Annotated in this window: 20 protein-coding genes; 6 read left to right on the top strand and 14 right to left on the bottom strand. The window is 73.0% G+C overall.

Going from position 1 to position 18,745, the window contains the following annotated elements:
• Window positions 1-130: 130 nt before the first annotated feature.
• Entirely contained in the window at window positions 131-640 is a 510-nt protein-coding gene (locus tag ACSURM_RS29505) for a DUF6314 family protein (RefSeq protein WP_436958826.1), read from the top strand.
• A gap of 31 nt (window positions 641-671) precedes the next feature.
• Here ACSURM_RS29505 and ACSURM_RS29500 read toward each other — a convergent pair whose 3' ends face one another.
• Entirely contained in the window at window positions 672-1,163 is a 492-nt protein-coding gene (locus tag ACSURM_RS29500) for a GNAT family N-acetyltransferase (RefSeq protein WP_436958825.1), read from the bottom strand.
• 43 nt (window positions 1,164-1,206) lie between these two features.
• The gene (locus ACSURM_RS29495; RefSeq protein ID WP_289967368.1) at window positions 1,207-2,640 is read right to left on the bottom strand and encodes a PLP-dependent aminotransferase family protein; all 1,434 of its coding nucleotides are present in this window, start codon (window positions 2,638-2,640) and stop codon (window positions 1,207-1,209) included.
• Here ACSURM_RS29495 and ACSURM_RS29490 point away from each other — a divergent pair.
• Both ACSURM_RS29490 and ACSURM_RS29485 read left to right on the top strand, forming a co-directional pair.
• The gene (locus tag ACSURM_RS29490) at window positions 2,639-3,550 is read left to right on the top strand and encodes a DMT family transporter (RefSeq protein ID WP_436958824.1); all 912 of its coding nucleotides are present in this window, start codon (window positions 2,639-2,641) and stop codon (window positions 3,548-3,550) included. The genes ACSURM_RS29495 and ACSURM_RS29490 overlap by 2 nt on opposite strands.
• A 17-nt stretch (window positions 3,551-3,567) precedes the next feature.
• Complete coding sequence (locus tag ACSURM_RS29485) at window positions 3,568-3,768, top strand: DUF1918 domain-containing protein (RefSeq protein WP_436958823.1); 201 nt, start codon at window positions 3,568-3,570, stop codon at window positions 3,766-3,768.
• Here the strand turns inward: ACSURM_RS29485 and ACSURM_RS29480 are convergent, their stop codons facing one another.
• Window positions 3,769-5,082 (bottom strand): glycoside hydrolase family 10 protein, encoded by a 1,314-nt coding sequence (locus ACSURM_RS29480; RefSeq protein WP_436958822.1) that lies wholly within the window; start codon window positions 5,080-5,082, stop codon window positions 3,769-3,771.
• A gap of 170 nt (window positions 5,083-5,252) precedes the next feature.
• Between ACSURM_RS29480 and ACSURM_RS29475 the strand changes: the two genes are divergently transcribed.
• Window positions 5,253-6,113, top strand: a complete 861-nt coding sequence (locus ACSURM_RS29475; RefSeq protein ID WP_436958821.1) for a 3-hydroxybutyryl-CoA dehydrogenase — start codon at window positions 5,253-5,255, stop codon at window positions 6,111-6,113.
• A 206-nt stretch (window positions 6,114-6,319) separates the two neighbouring features.
• Window positions 6,320-6,580, top strand: a complete 261-nt coding sequence (locus tag ACSURM_RS29470) for a hypothetical protein (RefSeq protein WP_030613616.1) — start codon at window positions 6,320-6,322, stop codon at window positions 6,578-6,580.
• Here ACSURM_RS29470 and ACSURM_RS29465 read toward each other — a convergent pair.
• The 10 genes from ACSURM_RS29465 to infC all read right to left on the bottom strand — a co-directional run bounded on the left by ACSURM_RS29465 (window position 6,577) and on the right by infC (window position 17,226).
• Window positions 6,577-7,113, bottom strand: a complete 537-nt coding sequence (locus tag ACSURM_RS29465; RefSeq protein WP_436958820.1) for an NUDIX hydrolase — start codon at window positions 7,111-7,113, stop codon at window positions 6,577-6,579. The genes ACSURM_RS29470 and ACSURM_RS29465 overlap by 4 nt on opposite strands.
• 64 nt (window positions 7,114-7,177) lie before the next feature.
• A complete protein-coding gene (locus ACSURM_RS29460; RefSeq protein WP_436958819.1) occupies window positions 7,178-8,518 on the bottom strand; it encodes a transcriptional regulator in 1,341 nt (446 codons plus the stop codon).
• 28 nt (window positions 8,519-8,546) lie between these two features.
• Window positions 8,547-9,614: a PP2C family protein-serine/threonine phosphatase gene (locus ACSURM_RS29455; protein ID WP_436958817.1), complete on the bottom strand. Its 1,068-nt coding sequence runs from the start codon at window positions 9,612-9,614 to the stop codon at window positions 8,547-8,549.
• Between the two features lie 160 nt (window positions 9,615-9,774).
• A complete protein-coding gene (gene pheT / locus ACSURM_RS29450) occupies window positions 9,775-12,288 on the bottom strand; it encodes a phenylalanine--tRNA ligase subunit beta (protein WP_436958816.1) in 2,514 nt (837 codons plus the stop codon).
• Window positions 12,288-13,409, bottom strand: a complete 1,122-nt coding sequence (gene pheS, locus ACSURM_RS29445) for a phenylalanine--tRNA ligase subunit alpha (protein ID WP_189754939.1) — start codon at window positions 13,407-13,409, stop codon at window positions 12,288-12,290. The genes pheT and pheS overlap by 1 nt, the downstream gene beginning before the upstream one ends.
• Before the next feature lie 129 nt (window positions 13,410-13,538).
• Window positions 13,539-14,672: an ATP-binding protein gene (locus ACSURM_RS29440; protein WP_436958814.1), complete on the bottom strand. Its 1,134-nt coding sequence runs from the start codon at window positions 14,670-14,672 to the stop codon at window positions 13,539-13,541.
• Between the two features lie 50 nt (window positions 14,673-14,722).
• A complete protein-coding gene (locus ACSURM_RS29435) occupies window positions 14,723-15,586 on the bottom strand; it encodes a TrmH family RNA methyltransferase (protein WP_436958813.1) in 864 nt (287 codons plus the stop codon).
• Window positions 15,587-15,785: 199 nt separating this feature from the next.
• Window positions 15,786-16,169, bottom strand: a complete 384-nt coding sequence (rplT, locus tag ACSURM_RS29430) for a 50S ribosomal protein L20 (protein ID WP_006141703.1) — start codon at window positions 16,167-16,169, stop codon at window positions 15,786-15,788.
• Window positions 16,170-16,267: 98 nt separating this feature from the next.
• Window positions 16,268-16,462, bottom strand: coding sequence for a 50S ribosomal protein L35 (gene rpmI, locus ACSURM_RS29425; RefSeq protein WP_004933563.1), 195 nt, complete (start codon window positions 16,460-16,462; stop codon window positions 16,268-16,270).
• A 125-nt stretch (window positions 16,463-16,587) separates the two neighbouring features.
• On the bottom strand, window positions 16,588-17,226 hold the full coding sequence (gene infC / locus ACSURM_RS29420; RefSeq protein ID WP_078637498.1) for a translation initiation factor IF-3: 639 nt from the start codon (window positions 17,224-17,226) through the stop codon (window positions 16,588-16,590).
• A gap of 400 nt (window positions 17,227-17,626) precedes the next feature.
• On the opposite strand from infC, the gene ACSURM_RS29415 reads away from it, so the two are divergent.
• Window positions 17,627-17,983: a DUF1844 domain-containing protein gene (locus tag ACSURM_RS29415; RefSeq protein WP_190015665.1), complete on the top strand. Its 357-nt coding sequence runs from the start codon at window positions 17,627-17,629 to the stop codon at window positions 17,981-17,983.
• Between the two features lie 25 nt (window positions 17,984-18,008).
• Here ACSURM_RS29415 and ACSURM_RS29410 read toward each other — a convergent pair whose 3' ends face one another.
• Window positions 18,009-18,740: an SseB family protein gene (locus ACSURM_RS29410; RefSeq protein WP_436958811.1), complete on the bottom strand. Its 732-nt coding sequence runs from the start codon at window positions 18,738-18,740 to the stop codon at window positions 18,009-18,011.
• Window positions 18,741-18,745: the final 5 nt, after the last annotated feature.

Genomic DNA, 18,745 nt, shown 5'->3' with positions numbered 1-18,745 from the left:
TACTCCGCGGCTCTTGTTGTTCGAAATATCAGACATTGGTCAGCACTTCGAACGGCAAGATAGGGAAGGGGTATGAGCACGTCAATGGGGCGGACCGAGACCGGACGGAAAGAGGGGCAGGCCGCAAGGGATGCGACGGAAAGAGGGGCGGGCCCTCACGGATGCGCGTGAGGACGAGTTCTGGCCGGTGGCGGACCCGCTGGCCTATCTGTCCGGCCGCTGGCGCGTCGAGCGCGCGGTGCGGGATCTGGCGAGCGGGGACGAGGGCCGCTTCACCGGGACCACCGTCTTCGGCCCGCTGGACGGCGGCGGGCTGCTGCACGAGGAGTCCGGCGTCTTCACCTGGCGCGGGGTGGCCCGGCCGGCCACCCGGACCCTGCGGTTCCTGCCGGGACCCGCGCCGGGCCGGGTGGACGTGCGCTTCGCGGACGGGCGGCCCTTCCACGACCTGGACCTGACCCGGGGCCGGTACGTCGCCGACCACCCCTGCGCGGCCGACCTCTACCGGGGCGAGTTCACCGTCCTGGACGCCGGGCGCTGGCGCACGGTGTGGCGGGTCGGCGGCCCGGCGAAGGACCTGGAACTCACCACGGACTACGCCCGCGAGGTGCTCACCGGGGACACCACCCGCGAGGACTGAGCCGGACGCTCACGTGAAGGAGGCCGGGCGCTCACTCGAAGGAGTGCGCCATGTACTGCTCCGGGCGCTCCAGCGGCCGGAAGCCCAGCCTGGCGTACACCTCGTGGGCGTCCTCGGTGGCGAGCAGCAGCCGGCTCAGCCCGAAGGGCGCCAGGTGGTCGCGGATCCGGCCGACGAACGCCGTGCCCACGCCCTTGCCGCGCACCGAGGGGTCCACGTACACGTCGGCGAGCCAGGCGAACAGCGCCCGGTCGGTGACCACGCGCGCGTACGCCACCTGCTCCCCGGACTCCGTGGCGTAGACGCCGAAGTTCAGCGAGGAGGCCATCGCCCGCTCGTGCTTGTCGCGGGGGCGGCCGAGCGCCCAGTACGTGTCGGACGACAGCCAGCCGTGCACGCGGTCGACGTCGACGCGGGCGGGGTCGGCGGAGAACTCGTAACCCTCGGGGAGGGCGGGAGCCTCGGGGAGGGCGGGGCGCTCGGGGAGGTCGGGAGCCTCGGGGAGGTCGGGTGCATCGCTCATACGATGATCCTCACAGTCCGCGCTCCGTACGGACCAGGGGTTTTCACCGCACCTCCTCGTACGCCGCCCGCAGCCGCCGCACCCCCTCCGTGATCTCCCCGGTGCCGGCCACCGCCGCGAAGCTCAGCCGGAGGTGGCCGGCGGGCGCTTCGGCGCTGAAATAGGGGCGGCCGGGGGTGAGGGCGACGCCCGCGCGGAGCGCCGCCGCGGTCAGCGCGGCCTCGTCCAGCCCGTCGGGCAGCCGCAGCCACAGGTGGTAGCCGCCGGTAGGGATGTGCGGCAGGGCCAGCGCCGGGAGCTCCCGGGCGAGCGCGCCCGTCATGACGTCGCGGCGGGTCTTCAGCTCGGCCGACAGCGCCCGCAGATGGCGCGGCCAGGCCGGCGAGCCGACGAGTTCGAGGGCGGCCTCCTGGAGCGGGCGGGGCACGAAGAAGCTGTCCACGACCTGGATCGCGCGCAGGCGTTCCAGCACCGGCCCGCGCGCGGCCAGCGCGCTCACCCGGAAGCTGGGCGAGGTCGCCTTGGTGAGCGAGCCGACGTGCACCACCACGCCGTCCGGGTCGTCGGCGGCCAGCGGGCGCGGCAGCGGCCCGGCGTCGGCGTGCACGAGGCGGCGCACGAAGTCGTCCTCGACGACGAACGCCCCGGCCTCGCGGGCGATCCGCAGCACCTCGGCGCGCCGGGCGGGGGCCAGCACGGCACCGGTCGGGTTCTGGAACAGCGGCTGGCAGACGAAGACCCGGGCGCCGGTGGCGTGGAAGGCGTCCGCGAGCAGGTCGGGGCGGACCCCGTCGGGGTCCACGGGTACCGGCACCGGCCGCAGCCCGGCCGCGCGGGCGAGCGCCAGCATGCCCGGGTAGGTGGGCGACTCCACCAGCACCGGGGCGCCGGGCGGGGCGAGCGCGCGCAGGGCGGTGGCCAGGGCTGCCTGGCCGCCCGCGGCGATCAGCACCTCGGCGGCGGTGACGGCGCCGCCGATCCCGCGCGCGAACCACTCCCGCAGCTCCGGCAGCCCCTCCAGCGGCGGCCGCTCCCAGGCACCGGGGCGCCGGCCGGCCCGGGCCAGGGCCGCCGCCATGGCCCGCTCCGGTTGCAGGGAGGGGTGCGGGTAGCCGCCGCTGAACTCCAGCACCCCGGGCGGCGGGGCGGCCAGCGAGACGGTGACGCCCGAGGCGTCCACCGTGCGCGGGACGAGGTCGGCCGCGCCGTCGGCGCTGAGGGCGACCTCCTGCCAGGAGGTGTCCCCGGCGGGACCCTCCGGCCGGTGCGGCCGGGCCCGGAAGGCGCCGGCGCCGGGGCGGGTGACCACCAGGCCCTCGGCGGCGAGCTGGGCGAGGGCCCGGGAGACGGTCACCGGGCTGACCCGGAACCGCTCGACCAAAGCCCTGCTCGACGGAAGCTTTCCACCTGGAGAGTAGCGGTCGAGCTCCCGTCGGAGCTGTTCTGCCAATTCACCCACACTGCTACGCTGTTGCATGAGAACACAGAGTAGCGCTACTACCGCGAGCCCGATAGCAGTCACCGCCCCCGGGGACCTGCGTGGTCTTGGCACCGTCCAGGCCGGTCTCGGCGTGATCGCCTTCTCGCTGACCTTCCCGTCCACCGCCTGGGGCCTGGAGAGCTTCGGCCCGTGGTCGCTGGTGGCGGTGCGCGGGGTCCTCGCCGCGGTCGTGGCCGGAGGCTGTCTGCTGGCGCTGCGGGTACGACTGCCGGCGCGCCGCCATCTGGCCGGGCTGGCCGTGGTCGCCGCCGGGGTGGTGCTGGGCTTCCCGATGCTGACCACGCTCGCGCTGGAGACGTCCACCACCTCCCACGCGGCCGTCGTGGTGGGGCTGCTGCCGCTGACCACCGCCGTGTTCTCGGCCCTGCGCACCGGCGCCCGGCCCTCCCGCCGGTTCTGGCTGGCGGCCGTGGCGGGCGCGGCGGCCGTCATCGCCTTCGCCCTCACCCAGAGCGGCGGCGCGCTCACCACGGCCGACGGCTATCTCTTCGGGGCGCTGCTGGTGTGCGCGGCCGGCTACACCGAGGGCGGCCGGCTGGCCCGCGTCATGCCGGGCTGGCAGGTCATCGGCTGGGCGCTGGTGCTGTGTCTGCCGCTGAGCGTGCCGGCCACCGCGGTGGCGCTGGCGTACGAGCCCGTGCACCTGACCGGGCACGGCGTCGCCGGGCTGCTGTGGGTGGCCCTGGGCTCGCAGTTCCTCGGTCTGGTCGTCTGGTACCGGGGCATGGCCGCCATCGGCATCCCGCGGGCCAGTCAGTTGCAGTTGGCCCAGCCCCTGCTCACACTGGTGTGGTCGGCGCTGCTGCTGGGCGAACACTTCACGGTGGCCGCACCGCTGACCGCCGTGGCCGTGCTCGTGTGCATCGCCGTCACGCAGCGGTCGTGAGCGCAAGGAGGGCCCAGATGCACGCGTCCAAGGGCGACAAGCTGGTCCAGCACGGCAGGGTGGTCGGTCAGCACGACCATGTCGTGGAAGTGGTCGAGGTACTCGGTCCCGAGGGCAACCCGCCCTATCGTGTCCGCGCCGAGAACGGTCACGAGACGATCATGTCCCCCGGGCCCGACTGCCAGGTCAAGCACGAGGAGAAGCATCCGCAGCGGTAGTCAGCGCGGTGGTCGCGCCGGCCCCCGGTAGTGGTCGGCGACCACCCGCGCCATCGCCCCGGCCGGGTCGGCCGCCACGTCCCGGGCGGCGAAGAACACGTGCCCGCGCACCTGCGGATACCGGGCGGCGAGGGTGAGGTGGCGGGACAGTTCGACCGGGTCCTGCCAGGCCGACGGCTGCGCGGCGTCGCCCGCCTTGTACAGGGCCTCCCCGAGGTACAGCCGCGTCGCCGTGCCCTCGGCGGTCCCGGCCCACCAGGCGGCCAGGGCCGCGTAGTCGGCGTCGGCGTTGCCGATGTGCCAGTACAGCTGGGGGACGACGTAGTCGATCCAATGCTCGCGGACCCAGGTGCGGGTGTCCGCGTACAGGTCGTCGTACGTCTGGACGCCCGCCCGGGTCTCCGAGCCGCGCGGGTCGGTGGCGGCGTTGCGCCAGACGCCGAAGGGGCTGATCCCGAACCGGGTGCCGGGACGGACGCGCCGGATGTCGGCGGCCGTCTCGCGCACCAGCGTGTCGATGTTGTGCCGGCGCCAGGCGGCCCGGCTGGGGAAGGCCCCGCCGTGACGGTCGTAGGACGCGTCGTCGTCGAAGGTCTGTCCGGCGACCGGGTAGGGGTAGAAGTAGTCGTCGAAGTGGACGGCGTCCACCGGGTAGCGGGCGACCGCGTCCAGCATCGCCCGCCGCACGAAGGCGCGGACCTCGGGCTGCCCCGGGTCGTAGTACAGCCGGCCGCCGTACGGCACCACCCAGCCGGGGTGCTCGCGGGCCGGGTGGGAGGCGGCCAGCCGGGTGGGGTCGGCGTGGTTCGCGACCCGGTACGGGTTGAACCAGGCGTGCAGCTCCAGGCCCCGGGCATGGGCCTCCCGCACGGCCGTGCCCAGCGGGTCCCAGCCCGGATGGCGGCCCTGGGTGCCGGTGAGCCACTCGGACCAGGGCTCGTACGGCGACGGCCACAGCGCGTCGGCGGCCGGCCGCACCTGGAGGATCACCGTGTTGAGCCGGAGGCGGACCGCGCGGTCGAGGTGGGCGAGCAGCTCGTCCCGCTGGCGGTCCGGCGGCAGGCCGGGCCGCGAGGGCCAGTCCCGGTTGGCGACGGTCGCGATCCAGACGCCCCGCATCTCCGCGGTCGCCCGCGGCGCACGGTTCGGCCCCGGCGGCCCGGAAACGCTCCGGGCGGCGATACCGGTGCCCGCGGTCGCCCCCGGGGCGGCCGGGACGGGGGCGGTGCCCCCCGGCCCGCCCGGGACGGGCACCGGCACGGCCAGTGCGGACAGCGCGGCCCGTGCGAGGGTCCGTCGTGAGATGCGCGCCATCGGGTCTCCCATACGCCGCGGATCCGCCCGGTCACGGATCGTTTCACGCTCCAGGATGTCCCCACCCCGGCGATCGATCATCGATACTTGGCGGTAACGTGCACGGTCGGAGCAGGCGCCGAAACCCGGGGGTCCTGCCAGCCAGCCGGAAGACCAGCGAAGGGGACGATGTGACCGACATCGAGCGCGTCGGAGTCGTGGGCTGCGGCCAGATGGGCGCGGGCATCGCCGAGGTGTGCGCCCGTGCGGGACTGGACGTGAAGGTCGCCGAGACCACCGGCGAGGCCCTGGAGATCGGCCGTACCCGGCTGTACAACTCCCTGGCCAAGGCCGCCGAGCGCGGCAAGATCACCGAGGCGGAGCGGGACGCCGGCCAGGCGCGGCTGAGCTTCACCACCGACCTCGGCGAGTTCTCCGACCGGGACCTGGTGATCGAGGCCGTGGTCGAGAACGAGCAGGTCAAGACCGAGATCTTCCAGGTGCTCGACCAGGTGGTGACCCGGCCGGACGCCATCCTGGCCTCCAACACCTCCTCGATCCCGCTGGTGAAGCTGGCCGTCGCCACCTCCCGCCCGGACCACGTCGTCGGCATCCACTTCTTCAACCCGGCCCCGGTGCAGCAGCTGGTCGAGCTGATCCCGGCGCTCACCACCTCAGAGGGCACGCTCAGCCGCGCCCAGGTCTTCGCCGAGAAGGTGCTCGGCAAGCACGCCATCCGCGCCCAGGACCGCTCCGGGTTCGTGGTGAACGCGCTGCTGGTGCCCTACCTGCTGTCGGCGATCCGGATGTTCGAGTCCGGCATCGCGAGCCGCGAGGACATCGACAACGGCATGGAGATGGGCTGCGCCCACCCGATGGGCCCGCTGAAGCTGTCCGACCTGATCGGCCTGGACACCATCGTCTCCATCGCCAACTCGATGTACGCCGAGTACAAGGAGCCGCTGTACGCCGCTCCCCCGCTGCTCCAGCGCATGGTGGAGGCGGGCCGGCTCGGCCGCAAGACCGGATCGGGCTTCTACACCTACGGCTGAACCCACGGCTGATTACGAAGAGCGACGCCCGTCGGGCCCGGCACCGGAGTACGGTGCCGGGCCCGACTGTTTCACACACCGTGTGCGCGCCGGGCACGCATACGCCCGCCACACACGCTCCCCACGCGCCCACCAGGCGAGTTGACTCATCATGCGCATGCAGGGGATGCGGAACCTTCATTTCGACTACCGAGAGGAACGAACCCGTGACCGCCGAACCGGAGCATCCCGTGGTCCATGGAGAACTCGCAGAGTTACGGCGCCGCCTCGACGTGGCCTACGCCAGGGTCGAGGGAGGACTGGCGCTGCTGCGCCACCGCACCGAGGAGACCGCCAAGGAACTGGACGATCTGAACTCCCGGATGGCCTCGCTGGAACACGCACGCTGGCCGCTGCCCTCGCTCGCCGCGCTGACCGCCCTCGGCGCGCTCGTGGTGACGCTCTGGCAGGCGCTGTCGGCCCACTAGCCCTCGGCGAGCCTGAGGTGGTGCAACAGGAGTAACGCGGCCGCCATGTTGGCGGCCGGGACCTCCCCACGGGCGATCAGGTCGGGGACGAGTTTGAGGGGGACCCATTCCCGCCGGTCCGACTCGAAGTCGTCCACGGGATGTCCGGCGTACTCGCCCCGGCCGGACCAGTAGATGTGGTGCCGGGCGTCGGTGAGGCCGTTGGACGGCTCCACGGTCATCAGGTGGTGCAGGGGCCCCGGCCGCCAGCCGGTCTCCTCCTCCAGTTCCCTGGCCGCCGCGCTCGCGATGTCCTCGCCGTCCTCGACGACGCCCGCCGCCAGCTCCCAGCCCCAGCTGTCGGTGATGAAGCGGTGCCGCCACAGCAGCAGCACCTCGTTCGCCTCGTTGACGATCGTCGCCACGGCCACGGGCCGCAGCCGGATCACGAAGTGGTCGAGGTGCCGGCCGTCCGGCAGCTCGACATCCGCCAGGTTGACACGGAACCAGCGGGTCTCATACACGGATTTCTCACAGTGTTTCGTCCACTGCACGGTATGCCACCTTCCGTCGGGGAGTGGCAATATCGCAGCAGGGACCGTGTACCCCACAGTGGGCCTACAACGGCACGCGCAGCGCTCCGTCGATCAGTTCGGCGGCCTCGGCGGTGCCGGCCGAGCCGCAGCGCGCCAGATGCTCGCGCACCGCGCGCAGCCGGTCGCGCAGCCGCTGGGACTCCATGCCGCGGGCCTGCTCCGCCATCTGCACGGCGGTGGCCACGGCCTGGTCGGCGTTGCCCCGGCGCAGCTCGATGGTGCTGAGCATGGCCAGCCGGTGCACCCGGCCCCGGTCGTGGGCGGGGGTGCCGACGGCCGCCGCCGCGTGCTCCCGGGCCGCGGTGAGGTCACCGAGGCTGAGCAGCGCCTCGGCCACCTGCACATTGACCAGCCCCGGCTGCACGTACCCGGTCTCGGCGGGCTCGTGACCGCGCCGGATCCGCTCGGCCGCCGTCTCCGCGCGCCGGATGCGGGACAGCGCGCCGCCGCTGTCGCCCAGGTGGGCGTACGCCTTGGCCTGCATGGCGTACAGGTCGGAGGCGAGCGCCGGGGTGATGTGCCGGCCGGCGGTGCGCAGCGCGGCCTCGGCGAAGGCGACGGCCTGCCGGTACTCCCGCATGAACAGCGACTGGTTGACCAGCAGCGCGATCACATAGGCGCCGAGTCCCCGGTCCCCGCTGGCCTTGGCGAGCCTCAGCGCCTGGTGGAAGTAGCGCTGGGCGAGGCCATGGGCGTCGGAGTCGTACGCGCAGATGCCCGCGATCGCCACCAAGGCGCCCGTGGCCCGGTGCAAGCGGCGGCCGGTGGCGTCGGTGTAGCTGCCCCGCAGCAGCGGCGCGGCCTCGGCGTTGAGGAAGCCGACGACCCGGGTGCGGGTCGCCATCCCGCCGGCCTTGCGGTACATCTGCTCGTAGTGCGCCCGGGCGGCCCGCAGCACCTCGATGTCTCCCGCGGTGACCTGCTGCCGGCCGCCCCGGGAGACGTCCACGTCCTCGGGCGGGTTCTCCCACTCCCACACCGGCATCACGGCCGGGGTGCCGGTGACCGCGGGGGCGTCCAGCACGTGGGGCCGCTGCTGTTCGTCCGACCGCCACAGGGCGGTGGCCCGCTCCACGAACCCGCCCAGCGAACCGGCGTGCGGGCTGCCCGGCCCGCCGGGCACGCCGAGCCCGATGTCGTCCAGCGTGACCGGTCTGTGCAGCCGGGCCGCGAGTACCTCGCAGATCAGGTCGGGCACCTGGCCGCGGGGCCGCTGGCCCTTCAGCCAGCGGGCCACGGCGGTGTGTTCGTACCGCAGCGCGAGACCGCGGGCGCGGCCCGCCTGGTTGACGTGGGCGGCGAGTCCGGCGTGCGAGATCCCCGCCTCGTCCAGGATCGCGTCGAGCAGAGTGTTGGGCTGCATGGGATGCCCCCCGGGTGGCCTGGTCCCGTCAGCGTAGTGGCTCGGCCTTCACACGGGGTGTGAACCGGGCGCCGGACTCCGCGGCCGCCGGCCGGGGCCTGGGTTCGCGCGCGTTGCACAGCACCAGGAGCGCCACGTCGTCGCCGGGGGTGCCGCCCGTGTGGTCGAGGAGGGCGCTCAGGACCGTGCGCAGGACCGTCTGCGGGGCGGCGGGCCGCCCCCGCACCGCGTCCGCCAGCACCGTCGGCAGCGGGAAGAACCGCCCCCGCGCGTCCCGCGCCTCCTCCGCCCCGTCGGTGAACAGCACCAGGGACTCCCCCGGCAGCAGCCGGCCGCAGGACCGGGCCGTCAGCTCGGCCGGCAGCGGGAACGGCCCGAGCGGCGGCAGCGGATCGAGGTGCGAGAGCGGGCCGACCGTCGTACCGCTGAGCAGATAGGGCCAGGGGTGGCCGCAGTTGAGGGCGCGCACCTCGCCGTCCGGGCCGATCTCCAGGAGCAGCACGGTGACGAACTCCTCCGCGACCGGGGCGTCCGGCTCGGGGCCGCCGTGCGCCGGGTGCTCGGCGCGGGCGCGTTCGCGCAGGTGGCGGGCGAGGGCGCGGTCCAGCCGGCGCAGCACCCGGTCCAGTCCGGCCTCGTCGTGGGCGGCCTCGCGGAAGCTGCCGAGCAGGGCGGCCACGGTACCGAGGGCGGCCAGGCCGTGCCCGCGCACGTCCCCCATCACCACGCGGACGCCGTGCTCGGTGGCGATGGCCTCGTACAGATCGCCGCCCACACTCGCGCCCCGGTCGGCGGAGAGCTGGGCGGCGGCCACGTCGATCCCGTCCACGCGGGGCGGCGGCGGACGCAGCACGACGTTCTGCGCGGTACGCGCCACCTTCCGGGCGATCCGCAGCTCCCGGAGCAGGGTGCGGCGGACGTGCAGGACGAGGCCGGTGCCGACGGCGAAGAACACGGCGCTGGTGACGATGCGCGCCCCGAGGCCGGTCTGCTGGGCGAGCGGGCAGCCGAGCTTGTAGCCGACCGCGACGGCTCCCCAGACCGCGGGCAGTACCGTCGCCCGCCCGGTGGGCGCCCGTGCCTTGATGCGGATCATGCCGGTGGTCCCCCATGTGGGCCTGACAGAGCAGTCGGACCGGCCCCGAAAGGCCGGTCCGATTCTGTCGAGGGAAGGACCCGAGCGGACCGGATCACCCAGAGTTCCCACTCAAATGAGTGATCCGATCGTCGGTCGACCCGCATTTATGGGGCGGCGCTCAGCCCCTCAGCACCGCACCCGTCCGCTCGCCCGCGAGGGCGACCGCCGCGTCCCGCGCGGCCGACGCCTCGTCCACGGTCAGCGTCCGGTCGCCCGCCCGGAACCGCAGCGCGTACGCGAGCGACTTGCGGCCCTCGCCCAGCTGCTCCGCGTTCTCGTAGACGTCGAACAGCCGGATGGACTCCAGCAGTTCGCCCGCGCCCTCGCGCAGCGCCGCCTCGACCTCGGCGGCCGGTACCGGCTTGTCGACGACGAGGGCGACGTCCTGCGTGGCGACCGGGAACGCCGAGATGCCCGGGGCCTGCGGAACGCCGTCGCCCGCCGCCTCCAGGGCGTCCAGGTCCAGCTCCATCGCGCAGGTGCGCTCGGGCAGGCCCAGGGCCTTCAGGACCCGCGGGTGCAGTTCGCCCGCGTGGCCGACGACCTTCTCCGTACCGTCGGCGACGACCGCCAGCTCGGCGCAGCGGCCCGGGTGCCAGGGGCCGTACTGGCCCTTGCGCACGACCAGCTCCGCACCGGCCTCGCGGGCGAGGGCGCGCGCCGCCTCGACGGCGTCGGCCCAGTCCGCCGGGCGGCCCTTGCCCCACCAGCCGGCCTGCTCGCGCGCGCCCGCCAGGACGACGGCCGCGTGCCGCGGCTGCTCGGGCAGCGCGGCGTTCAGCGCGGCGATCTCCTCGTCGGTGGGCCGCCGGTCGACAGGCAGGTGCGCGGCGGCACGGCCCTCCTCGCGCGGCTGGAAGACCAGCCCGGTCTCGAACAGCGCCAGGTCGTGCGAGCCCCGGCCCGCGTTGCGCCGCAGCGCGCCGAGCAGGCCCGGCAGCAGCGTGGTGCGCAGCGCGGGCTCCTCCTCGCTGAGCGGGTTGACCAGCTTGACGACGCGGCGGGCCGGGTCGTCGGCCGCGAGCTGGAGCTGGTCGAAGACCTGCTCGCTGACGAAGGGGTAGTTCGGCGCCTCGACGTACCCGGCGCCGGCCAGCGCGCGGCCGGCCCGGCGGTGCAGCCGCTGGCGGTGGGTCAGACCGCGGCCGGAGGGCGGCTTGGGCAGCGTGGAGGGCAGGTTCTCGTAGCCCTCCAGGCGGATGACCTCCTCGGCGAGGTCGTTCGGGTCGGCCAGGTCGGGCCGCCAGGACGGGACGGTGACGATCAGCTCGTCCTGCCCGTAGACGTCGCAGCCGACCTCCTGGAGGCGGCGGACGACCGTCTCACGGCCGTAGGTGACGCCCGCGACCTTGTCCGGGTGGTCGGCCGGGAGGGTGATGGTGTGCGGCGCCGAGGGCGCGATGACCTCGGTGACGCCGGCCTCCGCCGTGCCGCCCGCGAGCAGCACCAGCAGGTCCACGGTGCGCTGCGCGGCGGCGGCGGCGGCCTGCGGGTCGACGCCGCGCTCGAAGCGGCGGGACGCCTCGGACAGCAGCTTGTGCCGGCGGGCCGTACGGGCGATGGAGACCGCGTCGAAGTGGGCGGCCTCGACGACCACCTCGGTCGTCGCGTTCTCCGCGTCGTCGTGGTCGGCGATCTCGGTGTTGGCGCCGCCCATCACGCCGGCGAGCCCGATCGGGCCGCGCTCGTCGGTGATGACCAGGTCCTCGCCGTGCAGGGTGCGCTCGACGCCGTCGAGGGTGACGAGCTTCTCGCCCTCCTCGGCCCGGCGCACGCCGATGGTGCCCTGGATCAGCTTCCGGTCGTAGGTGTGCAGCGGCTGGCCCAGCTCCATCATCACGTAGTTCGCGATGTCCACGGCGAGCGAGACCGGGCGCATGCCGACCTTCTGCAGCCGGCGCTGGAGCCAGATCGGGGAGCGCGCCTCGGGGCGCAGTCCGGTGACCGTGCGGGCGGTGAAGCGGTCGCAGCCGTACGGCTCGGAGACCTGCACCGGGTAGCCGAAGGCGTTCGGGGCCGGTACGTCGATCAGGGCCGGGTCGCGCAGCGGCAGGCCGTAGGCGATGGCGGCCTCGCGGGCCACGCCGCGGATGGACAGGCAGTCGCCGCGGTTGGCGGTGACGGCGATGTCCAGGACCTCGTCGACCAGCTCCAGCAGCTCGATGGCGTCCTTGCCGACCTCGGTCTCCGGCGGCAGCACGATGATGCCGTGGGCACCGTCGTCGCCCATGCCCAGCTCGTCGCTGGAGCAGATCATGCCGTGCGAGACCTTGCCGTAGGTCTTACGGGCGGAGATGGAGAAGCCGCCGGGCAGGGTGGCCCCGGGCAGGACCACGACGACCTTGTCGCCGACCGCGAAGTTGCGGGCGCCGCAGACGATCTCCTGGGGCTCACCGGTGCCGTTGGCCCGGCCGACGTCGACGGTGCAGAAGCGGATCGGCTTCTTGAAGCCCTCCAGCTCCTCGATGGTCAGCACCTGGCCGACGACCAGCGGGCCCTTGAGGTCGGCGCCGAGCTGCTCGACGGTCTCGACCTCCAGGCCTGCCGAAATGAGCTTGGCCTGGACGTCGCGGCCGGTCTCCGTCGCCGGCAGGTCGACGTACTCCCGCAGCCAAGAAAGCGGGACCCGCATCAGATCTCCATCCCGAACGGCCGGGTGAACCGGACGTCACCCTCGACCATGTCTCGCATGTCTTCGACGTTGTGGCGGAACATCAGCATCCGCTCGATGCCGAACCCGAAGGCGAAGCCGCTGTACTTCTCCGGGTCGACGCCGCAGGCGGTGAGCACCCGCGGGTTGACCATGCCGCAGCCGCCCAGCTCGATCCAGCCCTCGGACGAGCAGGTGCGGCAGGGCCGGTCGGCGTTGCCGACGGACTCGCCCTTGCAGACGTAGCAGAGCATGTCCATCTCGGCGCTCGGCTCGGTGAAGGGGAAGAAGTTCGGGCGCAGCCGGGTCTTCATGCCCTCACCGAACAGGGACTGGACCATGTGGTCCAGGGTGCCCTTGAGGTCGGCCATGGTCAGGCCCTCGTCCACGGCGAGCAGCTCGACCTGGTGGAAGACCGGGGTGTGGGTGGCGTCCAGCTCGTCGGTGCGGTACACGCGGCCGGGGCAGATCACGTAGACCGGCGGTTCGCGGTCGAGCAGGGAGCGGATCTGCACCGGCGAGGTGTGGGTGCGCAGCACCACGCCGGACTCGGCGCCACCGTCCGGGCCCTGGACGAAGAAGGTGTCGGCCTCGCCGCGGGCCGGGTGGTCCGGGCCGATGTTGAGCGCGTCGAAGTTGAACCACTCCGCCTCGACCTGCGGGCCCTCGGCGACCTCGTAGCCCATGGCCACGAAGATGTCCTCGATGCGCTCCGAGAGCGTGGTGAGGGGGTGGCGGGCGCCGGCCGGGACGCGGTCGTACGGCAGCGTGACGTCGACGTCCTCCTCGACCAGCACCCGGGCGTCGCGCTCGGCCTCGAGCTCGGCCTGGCGGGCGGCGAGGCCCTTGTTGACGGCGCCGCGGGCCATGCCGACGCGCTTGCCGGCCTCGGCCTTGGCGTGCGGGGGCAGGGCGCCGATCTCGCGGTTGGCGAGGGCCAGCGGGGAGGCGGGGCCGGTGTGGGCGACCTTGGCCTCGTGGAGCGCGTCGAGGGAGTCCGCGGCGGCGAAGGCGGCGAGCGCCTCGTCCCGCATGCGCTCGATCTCTTCCGGTTTCAACGCCTCGACCTCTACAGGGTCGTACGACTTATTGGGTGCCGACATCTCTTCCCGTGCTTCCGAATTAGCTGGCGGATGGTCCCCGTCACCGACTCGCGAGGGCCGCGTGAAGGACACAAAGGTGCCAAAGGCCGAGTCTAACGGGGTGGAGGTATGCGAAGAGCCCGTGGGCCGTCAGCCGAGATAGGCCGGGGCCGCCACGGGCAGGGTGAATCGGAACTCGGCGCCGCCGCGGGGGGCACGGCCGACCGTGATGGTGCCGCCGTGGGCCTCCACGATGCCCTTGACGATGTACAGCCCGAGCCCGGTGCCGCCGCGCTTGCTGCCCCGCCAGAAGCGGGTGAAGACGCGGTTCATGGACTCCTCCGGGATGCCGGGCCCTTCGTCGCTCACCGTGACCGACGTGCCGGTTTCCTCGCCCTCGCGCGGGGACGCCGAGGGCGTGATGCCAATGGTGACGGTTCCCTCGCCGTGCCGCACGGCGTTTTCGATGAGGTTGCTGAGCACCTGGTCGATCTTGTCGGGGTCGGCCCACAGGGCGGGCAGCGGCTGTTCGGTGCGGAGCAGGAACCGCTCGGCGGGCTGGCCGGCCGCCACATAGGCCTGGATGTGCCGGGAGACGGCGGCCTTGATGTCGACGGGCTGGCGGCGGACCTCCAGGCGCCCGGAGTCGATGCGGGAGATGTCCAGCAGTTCGGCGATGAGCCGGGTGACCCGGTCGGCGTCGGCGTCGACGGTCTCCAGCATGAGCCGCTTCTGGTCGTCGGTGAAGCGCTCCCACTTGGCGAGCAGGGTGGCGGTGAAGCCCTTCACGGAGGTCAGCGGAGAGCGCAGTTCGTGGGCGACGGTGGCGATCAGCTCGGCGTGGCTGCGCTCGGTGCGGCGGCGGGCCTCGGTGTCCCGGAGGCAGACGACCACGGACCGCACCGGCCCCAGCGGTTCGTCGCGCACGTAGCGGGCGGTGACCAGGACCTCCCGGCCGCCCGGCAGCAGCAGATTGCGCTCCGGCTGCCGGGTGCGGACGGCGAGTCCGCCGTAGGGGTCGGTGAGCTGCCACCAGCGGCGCCCCTCCAGGTCCTCTAATGGCAGCGCCTTCTCCAGCGGCTGTCCGAGGGCGTCTGCGGGCGGTACCCCGGTGATACGTCCGGCGGCGGCGTTGAAGCAGGTCACGCGGCCTTGTTCGTCGGCGATGACCAGGCCGTCGGGCAGCTGGTCCGGGTCGAGGCCCCGGTGTCCGCCCGGCTCGGGCACAGGTGTGTCCCGTTCGTTCCGTCCCTCCGGCGCGGTGCTCGTGCCGGCCACACTCATCCCCGTACCCCACCTCTCAGACGGCGCAGGGCCCCGCGCTGGTCACCCTACTAGCTCTGGGTGACCGAGCGGCACCCTCCGGAGGCGCGCTGCGCACGGGCCGACGCGTAGAGGCATACGGCGGCGGCCGTGGCGAGGTTCAGGCTCTCCGCCCTGCCGTGGATGGGGACGCGGACGACGGCGTCGGCGAGGGCCCGGGTCTCCTCGGGCAGTCCCCACGCCTCGTTGCCGAACACCCAGGCGGTGGGTCCGCCCATGGTGCCCTTGTCCAGCTCCTCGTCGAGGTCGCGGTCGCCGGCGCCGTCGGCGGCGAGGATCCGCACCCCGGCCTCCTTCAGGCCTGCCACGGCCCGCTCGACGGGCACGCCGACGGCGACGGGCAGGTGGAAGTGGGAGCCGACGGAGGCCCGGACGGCCTTGGGGTTGTACAGGTCCACGGAGGCGTCGGTGAGGATCACGGCCTCCGCGCCGGCGGCGTCGGCGCAGCGCAGCACGGTGCCGGCGTTGCCGGGGTCGCGTACGTGGGCGAGGACGGCGACCAGCTTGGGCCGAGCGGCGAGGATCTCCTCGAAGGGGGTGTCCAGGAACCGGCAGACCCCGACCAGGCCCTGCGGGGTGACGGTGGTGGAGATCTCGGCGATGACCTCCTCGGAGGCCAGGTGCACCCGGGCGCCGGCGTCCCGCGCCTCCGCCACGATGTCGGGGTACCGCTCGGCGGCCTCGACGGTGGCGAACAGCTCCACGAGCGTCGCGCTGCCGTCGGCCCCCCGGTGCCCGGCCCCTTCCCGCACGGCCTGCGGCCCCTCGGCGAGAAACAGCCGGTCCTTCCCCCGGAAGTTCCGCTTGGCAAGCCGCCGAGCAGCAGAAACACGCGCGGACCGGGAGGAGATCAGCTCGGGGCTGACGGGGGGCATGTTGTTCTTCACCTTCGGATGAGTTGTGCTGGTTTCCACGCGGGGCGGCTGCGGCGCCCCGTAAGGGGCGCGGGGAACTGCGCGACAAGCCCCCACCGGCGGGCAGCCGAACGACTGCCTGGCGGCCCCAACAGCAGGACCCGCAAGCTTATGCAGCCTGCGGGTCCCGAAGTGAACGTCGGCTAGAGCCAGCGCAGCGTCACGCGGCCTTGGGCGCGTTGACGTCCGACGGCAGCGCCTTCTGCGCGACCTCGACGAGCGCCGCGAAGGCGTTCGCGTCGTTCACGGCCAGCTCGGCCAGGATCTTGCGGTCGACCTCGACGTTCGCGGCCTTCAGACCCTGGATGAAGCGGTTGTAGGTGATGCCGTTGGCGCGGGCAGCGGCGTTGATGCGCTGGATCCACAGCTGACGGAAGTCGCCCTTGCGCTTCTTGCGGTCGTTGTAGTTGTAGACCAGCGAGTGGGTGACCTGCTCCTTGGCCTTGCGGTACAGGCGCGAACGCTGACCGCGGTAGCCGGAGGCCTGCTCCAGGATCGCCCGGCGCTTCTTGTGGGCGTTGACTGCCCGCTTGACGCGTGCCACTTGTTAACTCCTTGTAGCGGGGTCGTGGGGGTCCTCACACGACCCGGAAACGATTCGGTCCCGGTCCAGACGCTCGGCGCCCACAGGGCGCCGCCGCGTCACTTGCCGAGAAGCTTCTTGATCTTCGCGGCGTCGCCCGGGGCCATCTCGGCGTTGCCGGTGAGGCGACGCGTGACGCGGGACGACTTGTGCTCGAGCAGGTGGCGCTTGCCGGCGCGCTCACGGAGCACCTTGCCGGAGCCGGTGACCTTGAAGCGCTTGCTGGCACCGCTGTGCGACTTGTTCTTCGGCATAGCGCCGTTATCTCCTCGTCGGTGGCGCTCCGGTGCCCGGTCGTGAAAACCGGGCACGGTGGAGCGTCGCTCTCTTCTTTCGGTTACATCCTCGGGGACGTACTGGGGTGTACATCCCCCGGGGATCACGCCTCGGCCGGCTCCTCGGACGGTGCCTCGGCCTCGGCAGGGTTCTGCGACTTGCCAGGGTTCGCCTTCGCCTCGGCCTTGCGGGCCTCCTGCGCCTGACGGGCCTCGGCCATCGCCTCGGTCTTCTTCTTGTGCGGACCGAGGACCATGATCATGTTGCGGCCGTCCTGCTTCGGGTTCGACTCGACGAAACCGAGGTCCTGGACGTCCTCCGCGAGCCGCTGCAGCAGTCGGTAGCCCAGCTCGGGGCGGGACTGCTCACGGCCACGGAACATGATCGTGATCTTGACCTTGTCGCCCTGCTTGAGGAACCGGACGACGTGACCCTTCTTGGTGTCATAGTCGTGCGGGTCGATCTTCGGCCGGAGCTTCATCTCCTTGATGACCGTGTGCGCCTGGTTCTTGCGCGCCTCACGGGCCTTCATGGCCGACTCGTACTTGAACTTCCCGTAGTCCATGAGCTTGCACACGGGCGGACGGGCGTTCGCCGCGACCTCGACCAGGTCCAGGTCGTACTCCTGCGCAAGCTCCAGTGCCTTCGCGAGCGGCACGATGCCGACCTGCTCGCCACTGGGACCGACAAGTCGCACCTCGGGAACGCGAATCCGGTCGTTGATGCGGGGCTCGGCGCTGATGGATCCTCCTCGGTAGCACCACGCGACGGTCTGGCGGACAGCCGCGTAACGTCTGTGTTCGTTAGACCTAACCGCGCCGAAGCAACAAAAATGCCCCGGACGATCACCTGCGGGGCTCCAATACATCCGGAGCACCGCCGCGATGTCGCGGGGCGCGCTTTCGGGCGACTCCATCGCCCGTACGGAACGATGGCGGTCACCTGACCGGACCCGCCGTCCCGGGGGACGGAGCAGGTGGGAGATCGGAGCCTCCACTTGTGGGCCGAACACGCAGGTGTCCGGCCGGTCGTTTCCCCCAGACTACAGGGTTGCCGCAGAGGGTGCCAAACCGTGCGCGGGGGCCGTGCGGGGCGGGCTCCCGCGGGCCGGGGCGCGCCCGGCGGGGCCTATCGTGTGGGGCATGAGTGACACCCCTCCTGAGTCCCCCGACTTCGACGCGATGACCCGGGACATCGCCGAGGTCCCCGCCGTCGAGGTGATCGTGACGGTCGCCGTCAACCTGATGAGCGCCGCCGCCGTGAAGCTCGGGCTGAGCGAGGAGGGCGAGAAGTACAAGGACCTGGACGAGGCCCGCAAGCTGATCACCGGGCTCGCCGGTCTGCTGGACGCGAGCGCGACCGAGATCAGCTCCTTCCACGCGGCCCCGCTGCGCGACGGCCTGAAGTCGCTCCAGCTGGCGTTCCGCGAGGCGTCGCTCGTCCCGGACGAGCCGGGCCAGGGCCCGGGCGAGAAGTACACCGGCCCGGTCTACGGCTGACCCTTCCCGTACCTCGCGTACGGCCTCATTCCCTCACGTACAAGGGCTCGCCCGGAGGCGTGGTCCCGGCCGGCAGCAGTGCCAGGTCGAGGCCGCGCACCAGGCGGGCCCGCAGTGTTTCGTCGGCGGCGAGCCGTCCGGCGACCGCGCGGGCGGCCTCGGCGGGCGGCGCCGCCGGGTCGAGGACGAGGGCGAGGGTGCCGTCGGCCCGCCCGGGGCCGAGGTGGGCGCGCAGCACGGCGGGCTCCGCCGCCACCGCCGTGCGGACGGCCGCCACCACGGCCGGGTCGGCGAGCGGGTCGGTGCTGGTGCGTCCCTCGGCGAGGGCGAGCAGCGCCGGGCCGGTCAGCTCGAAGGGCACCGGTCCGGCGAGGTCCAGCACGACCGTGTCGGCCCTCTCGTGCGCGGCGGCCTGGAGCGCCTGGTGCAGGGGTACGGCGACCGGGCGGGCGGCGGGGTCCCAGCGGGCCAGGGAGTCGGTGGAGGTGAAGGCGGGCAGCGCTGTGCGGTCGCCGGCCTTCAGCGTGGGCACGGCCATGTCGCTGGTCTTCTCGCGGCGCAGCCCGTTCTCGTCCTCCTCGACCTCGCCGAGCACGGCGACGACGGGGACCAGCAGGCGGGCGCCCTTGAGCGCCTCCAGGACGGGCCCGACGGCGCCGCGGTCCTCGGCCCAGGCGGCGAGCGCGGCGCTCAGCCGGGGGTCGGCGGAGCCGTCGTCGTCGGAGAAGCCGGGGTCGGGAATGTTCTTGTTCGCCACGGTCA

It is taken from the genome of Streptomyces sp. SudanB182_2057 (assembly GCF_964272715.1).
Lineage (GTDB): Bacteria > Actinomycetota > Actinomycetes > Streptomycetales > Streptomycetaceae > Streptomyces > Streptomyces rubradiris.
The sequence above is the reverse complement of the archived record's forward strand: the minus strand, read 5'-3'. Positions and strand labels throughout refer to the sequence as shown.

Excerpts from the sequence above, each read along its gene's own strand:
- ACSURM_RS29505 (WP_436958826.1), top strand. The coding sequence starts at position 131 with ATGCGACGGAAAGAGGGGCGGGCCCTCACGGATGCGCGTGAGGACGAG.
- ACSURM_RS29500 (WP_436958825.1), bottom strand. The coding sequence starts at position 1,163 with ATGAGCGATGCACCCGACCTCCCCGAGGCTCCCGACCTCCCCGAGCGC.
- ACSURM_RS29490 (WP_436958824.1), top strand. The coding sequence starts at position 2,639 with ATGAGAACACAGAGTAGCGCTACTACCGCGAGCCCGATAGCAGTCACC.
- ACSURM_RS29495 (WP_289967368.1), bottom strand. The coding sequence starts at position 2,640 with ATGCAACAGCGTAGCAGTGTGGGTGAATTGGCAGAACAGCTCCGACGG.
- ACSURM_RS29485 (WP_436958823.1), top strand. The coding sequence starts at position 3,568 with ATGCACGCGTCCAAGGGCGACAAGCTGGTCCAGCACGGCAGGGTGGTC.
- ACSURM_RS29480 (WP_436958822.1), bottom strand. The coding sequence starts at position 5,082 with ATGGCGCGCATCTCACGACGGACCCTCGCACGGGCCGCGCTGTCCGCA.
- ACSURM_RS29460 (WP_436958819.1), bottom strand. The coding sequence starts at position 8,518 with ATGCAGCCCAACACTCTGCTCGACGCGATCCTGGACGAGGCGGGGATC.
- ACSURM_RS29455 (WP_436958817.1), bottom strand. The coding sequence starts at position 9,614 with ATGATCCGCATCAAGGCACGGGCGCCCACCGGGCGGGCGACGGTACTG.
- pheT (WP_436958816.1), bottom strand. The coding sequence starts at position 12,288 with ATGCGGGTCCCGCTTTCTTGGCTGCGGGAGTACGTCGACCTGCCGGCG.
- pheS (WP_189754939.1), bottom strand. The coding sequence starts at position 13,409 with ATGTCGGCACCCAATAAGTCGTACGACCCTGTAGAGGTCGAGGCGTTG.
- ACSURM_RS29440 (WP_436958814.1), bottom strand. The coding sequence starts at position 14,672 with ATGAGTGTGGCCGGCACGAGCACCGCGCCGGAGGGACGGAACGAACGG.
- ACSURM_RS29435 (WP_436958813.1), bottom strand. The coding sequence starts at position 15,586 with ATGCCCCCCGTCAGCCCCGAGCTGATCTCCTCCCGGTCCGCGCGTGTT.
- rpmI (WP_004933563.1), bottom strand. The coding sequence starts at position 16,462 with ATGCCGAAGAACAAGTCGCACAGCGGTGCCAGCAAGCGCTTCAAGGTC.
- ACSURM_RS29415 (WP_190015665.1), top strand. The coding sequence starts at position 17,627 with ATGAGTGACACCCCTCCTGAGTCCCCCGACTTCGACGCGATGACCCGG.